Raw genomic sequence first — 4,698 nt, 5'->3', positions numbered from 1 at the left:
TGGCATCAGTGGTTGCCCGTCTTTGGAAACTACGGGAATTCGGTTCATAGGAGATAATCCCTCCGAATCAGGTTTACGTCTCTTACGCCACGGTTAACGCTGTGTCCTGGACTAACCCAGTTGGGCGAGATTCCACCCCCTCACATATAATCCAAAAAGCGAGAAACATCTGGAAGTGTTTACTCGTTAACCGCTCTTGGCTCTATTCGCAGCTACGGGAAGGTTATCTCTCCCCACTCCCTCACCTCACGAAGTAGGTGGGGGTCATTGAAAGGCAGAAGGTTGTAATAGCTAGATTTTAAATTCATCATTGACTGATTAACCCGTTAAAAACGGGTTTAAGCTATTAGCCTTGGGTTTCAACCCAAGTATATTTTAATTTTGCGTACAATAACTATTAATCCCATTCACCAACTCTTTTTCCGGTTGCGTCGCCTTTTGTAAATTGGTTAAAGCCGCCTCAGCATTGGTGCGGTCTTTCTTCTCAAACGCATCCACAAAACTGCGTGTCGCTTGGGCCGTCTTCACATACATCTCCACAAACCCCGTCTGATACTCCTGTAGTCTCTCATCCGTCAACTCCAAAGACTTCATCTCTTGGGCTGCCTTTTCCATCGTATCCGCCGCTTGTAACATCGCTTGGGGTTCATTGGTTTGTCCCCCATCCGTTAATGTTTTGGCTTCTTCCGTTGCCCGATTGGCAATTTCGATCACACTATTACACTGGGCCCGTTTACTGGGCGCACAACCAAACATCATCATGGCGAAAAGTATAACGATGAGGACAGAGGGGTGAGGCAAAGAACGCATTTTGTGTTGTCTCCTAATTGTCTATTATGAGCAGTTGGGGATGTTTCATCAGGGAGCAACGGGTTTAAGACAATTTTAGCCTCCCTTGATTTTAAGTTTTTCTGCGGACTTTTGAGAAGTCTTTGCAGAATTCCGGCACACTGGAGAAGGAAAAGTTAAACGACTCAGGTCATTATGTTAGATACGCTGGATTTAGATCGTTCTCTGGATAAAGTAACCTATAAGACGCGGATTGAGGAATTAATGTGCCAATTGCGATCGCTGCAACAAGCCTGTTGGCAAGCCAAACTCCCTCTAGTCGTCGTCTTAGAAGGATGGGCCGCCGCCGGAAAAGGTGCATTACTCAAGAAAATGGTCAACTACATGGACCCCCGTGGCTTTTCCGTTCACCCTATTTTACCGCCGACGAGAATTGAACAGCGTTATCCTTTTATGTGGCGGTTTTGGCAGGAACTCCCCCCCAAAGGGTCCATTGGCATTTTTTATCACAGTTGGTACACCCATCTGTTAGAAGATCGTTTATTTAAACGAGTCGATGAAGCAGATGTGCCGGAAGTGATGGGGCAAATTAATGCCTTTGAACGACAATTAGTAGAAGATGGCGTAGCAGTCGCCAAATTTTTCATCCATCTGAGTCGCAAGGAATTGAAAAAACGTCTGAAAAAATCGGCCAAAGACGAATTAACCGCTTGGCGAGTGCGGCCCGAAGATTGGCAACAGGAACAAAATTATAAAAAATACCGTAATTTGGCTGAAGAAATGTTACTTCATACTAGCACCGGGTTTGCCCCTTGGATGTTGGTTGAGGGAAACTGTCAACGGTGGGCGAGAATTAAAGTCCTCTCACAACTGGTGGCTCTTTTAACTGAAGCGTTGGACCGCCAAGCCTTAGAAACTCCCCAAATGATCAATCCCCCACCCCAACCCTTAGTCGATACTAGCCCAGATTATGTAGGAAAAGCTGATCTGAGTTTAAATTTGGATAAAAAAGAATACAAAAAACGCTTACGCAGCGCACAACTTGACCTGAAAAAGCTACAACTCAAAATTTATCAGCAGCAAATTCCCGTTATTTTGGTGTTTGAAGGGTGGGATGCGGCTGGTAAAGGGGGGGCAATTAAACGTCTCACGGATATTCTTGATCCCCGGAGTTATAAGGTTAACACTTATTCTGCCCCTAGTGAGGAGGAGAAACAATATCATTATCTCTGGCGATTTTGGCGTAAATTGCCCTTGGCTGGAAATTTTGGTATTTTTGACCGTAGTTGGTATGGTCGGGTTTTGGTGGAACGAGTAGAGGGGTTTGCGAGTGAATGGGAATGGCGGCGGGCCTATCGAGAAATTAATGAGTTTGAAGCCCAATTAATTAGTCATGGTTCGGTGTTAGTTAAGTTTTGGTTACAAATTGACCCGGATGAACAATTAAGACGCTTTGAAGCCCGGCAAAATGATCCGTTTAAACGGTATAAACTCACGGATGAAGACTGGCGCAATCGGGAAAAGTGGGATTTATATGAAATGGCAATTAATCAAGCGATCGCACGCACTAGCACCCCTTCTACTCCCTGGTCAATTGTTCCCGCTAATGACAAATACTATGCCCGTGTTTTCATCATTGAAACCATAATTCAATCCATCGAAAACCAGCTTAAACGGAAGAAAAAAGGATAGGTTTTTTGTGGTTTGTGGTTTGTTCTTTGTTCTTTGTTCTTTGTTAGGTAAGAAAACGGCTTTCTATCCAAACTTAGTCCCTTATATCACAATTCTAAAAGAAACCCGGTTTCTTAGCACCATGACCAATTAAAAATTACCCATTACCCAACCCATTACCCAAAAAATGTTTGCAGTCTTAGCCAGTGCCTTATTAATTTTATTAATTGGGGTGATCTTGTATTACTTACTGGTACAGGTCATCCCTAGAGCCACATTAACCTTAATTGGGGTACTCTTTATTTTGGGAGTTGTATTATTGAGCTTTTTTAACCCAACCTATCCCCCCATTGACTTCTTATGGCGAATTCTTTCCTTTCCCTTCCGACCGCTAGGACTGTCTCTCATCTTCTTATTGGCCGGAATTTCTCGCATTCAAAAAAACGAAATCAAACCCCCCGCCCCCGTTTTTCTCTGGGCAGCGATGATAATTTTAGTCATTTTTAGTAATCCTTGGGTTGCCCATTCCCTCGCCAGAGTAATGGAATGGGAAGGAATACGCATTGAACAAGAAAGACAGAGTGCATTAGGCATATTGCCTGATCCGGCGGCAGTTGAAGCCATTGTCCTCTTAGCCGAAGGGACCACAGAACCGAATATCCCCTATCGGACTCAAATCCAGCTTACCAAAACTGGCGATCGCCTCCTTTACACCGCCCGTCTCGTCCGCCAACAACAACAAAACTTCGGCAAAACCCCCCGCATCATCGTCTGCGCCAACCCCCGACAAGAATTTATTGGCACAGAAGAGCAACTCAACGAAGCAGAAGATGTGTCCCAAGTCTTACGAAACCTTGGCGTAATCAACAATCAAATTATTCCCGCCGTAGAAAGCAAAAACCTCCGCCAAACCGCCCTAGAAGTCCGAGAAACATTAACCAACCTACAACTTCAAAACGCCCCCTTCTACCTCATCACCTCCGGAATTCAGAATCGCCGGGCCATCCAAACCTTTCGCCAAGTTGATCTCAACCCCATTGCGCGACCCACCGATTTTTACACCTTCCAAACCAACGCCACCCCCCGCAAACGCCTCCAAGTCCGAGACATCCTCCCCTCCACCACCGCCTTAGAAATTAGCACCGAAGTCATCGAAGAATTCTTCCTACTCATTTACTACTTCATCCGAGGTTGGTTATCCCCCATCGTCTTCTAACATTGCGCTAAGACCCGCTTCTATGCCACTATCAGGTACGTTGCGACAAGTTCAGGAGAGATTTGCAGTCATGGCCAATGATGCAGCGCAAGTGATGAAACAAGAAGTCGGGAAAGCGGCGGCCAGTCGCGTCACCTCCGGCACAATAGTAGGGTTAGGCACAGGATCAACCACCGCCTATGCAATCCAATTTATCGGAGAACGGTTACAGAGTGGAGAGCTTAAAGACATCGTAGGCATTCCCACCTCCTTTCAAGCGGAAGTCTTAGCCAAAAAATTCGGTATCCCTTTAACCAGCTTAGATGCAGTGGATCATATTGATGTAGCCATTGATGGGGCCGACGAAGTTGATCCCAATAAAAACTTAATCAAAGGGGGAGGGGCCGCCCATACACGGGAAAAAGTCGTGGATTATCTCGCCAATCAATTTATTGTAGTCGTCGATAGTGGCAAGTTAGTGCAACGGTTGGGCGAAAGTTTCTTACTCCCCGTAGAAGTCATCCCCATGGCCATTACTCCTGCCATGGCCGCTTTAAAGAAACTGGGAGGACAACCGGAGTTAAGAATGGGTGTAAAAAAAGCGGGCCCCGTCGTCACAGATCAAGGAAATTTAGTCATTGATGTTAAGTTTGACAATCTTTCTAACCCGGAAGAATTAGAAAAAACTATTAACAATATTCCAGGGGTTTTAGAGAACGGGTTATTTGTGAATTGTGCAGATTTAGTCTTAGTTGGGGAGATAGTGGACGGGAAACCTGTTGTCCGTGAAATGTAGTGATATCTTCAATTTAGGTTTTTCTTTTGGTGCGTTACGCTTTCTACGGTTTTTCTTTTACGGTTTTTCTTTTGGTGCGTTACGCTTTCGCTAACGCACCCTACGGTTTTTCTTTTACGGTTTTTCTTTTGGTGCGTTACGCTTTCGCTAACGCACCCTACGGTTTTTCTTTTACGGTTTTTCTTTTGGTGCGTTACGCTTTCGCTAACGCACCCTACGGTTTTTCTTTTGGTGCGTTACGCTTTCG

The 4,698-nt window shown here is 45.2% G+C and carries 5 protein-coding genes; 4 read left to right on the top strand and 1 reads right to left on the bottom strand.

Going from position 1 to position 4,698, the window contains the following annotated elements:
- Positions 1-375: 375 nt before the first annotated feature.
- Entirely contained in the window at positions 376-810 is a 435-nt protein-coding gene (locus tag PN462_RS13985) for a hypothetical protein (RefSeq protein WP_272128990.1), read from the bottom strand.
- Between the two features lie 174 nt (positions 811-984).
- Between PN462_RS13985 and pap the strand changes: the two genes are divergently transcribed.
- The 4 genes from pap to PN462_RS13965 form a co-directional block, all read left to right on the top strand.
- Positions 985-2,481, top strand: coding sequence for a polyphosphate:AMP phosphotransferase (pap, locus tag PN462_RS13980; RefSeq protein ID WP_272128988.1), 1,497 nt, complete (start codon positions 985-987; stop codon positions 2,479-2,481).
- 166 nt (positions 2,482-2,647) lie between these two features.
- A complete protein-coding gene (locus PN462_RS13975; protein WP_272128986.1) occupies positions 2,648-3,676 on the top strand; it encodes a YdcF family protein in 1,029 nt (342 codons plus the stop codon).
- Between the two features lie 70 nt (positions 3,677-3,746).
- Positions 3,747-4,451, top strand: a complete 705-nt coding sequence (gene rpiA / locus PN462_RS13970) for a ribose-5-phosphate isomerase RpiA (RefSeq protein WP_443029172.1) — start codon at positions 3,747-3,749, stop codon at positions 4,449-4,451.
- Positions 4,452-4,477: 26 nt separating this feature from the next.
- A partial coding sequence (locus tag PN462_RS13965) for a hypothetical protein (RefSeq protein ID WP_272128982.1) occupies positions 4,478-4,698 on the top strand: 221 nt, incomplete at its 3' end.

Source organism: Spirulina sp. CS-785/01, from assembly GCF_028330525.1.
Taxonomy (GTDB): domain Bacteria; phylum Cyanobacteriota; class Cyanobacteriia; order Cyanobacteriales; family Spirulinaceae; genus JAQMSD01.
The sequence above is the reverse complement of the archived record's forward strand: the minus strand, read 5'-3'. Positions and strand labels throughout refer to the sequence as shown.

Excerpts from the sequence above, each read along its gene's own strand:
- PN462_RS13985 (WP_272128990.1), bottom strand. The coding sequence starts at position 810 with ATGCGTTCTTTGCCTCACCCCTCTGTCCTCATCGTTATACTTTTCGCC.
- pap (WP_272128988.1), top strand. The coding sequence starts at position 985 with ATGTTAGATACGCTGGATTTAGATCGTTCTCTGGATAAAGTAACCTAT.
- PN462_RS13975 (WP_272128986.1), top strand. The coding sequence starts at position 2,648 with ATGTTTGCAGTCTTAGCCAGTGCCTTATTAATTTTATTAATTGGGGTG.
- rpiA (WP_443029172.1), top strand. The coding sequence starts at position 3,747 with ATGGCCAATGATGCAGCGCAAGTGATGAAACAAGAAGTCGGGAAAGCG.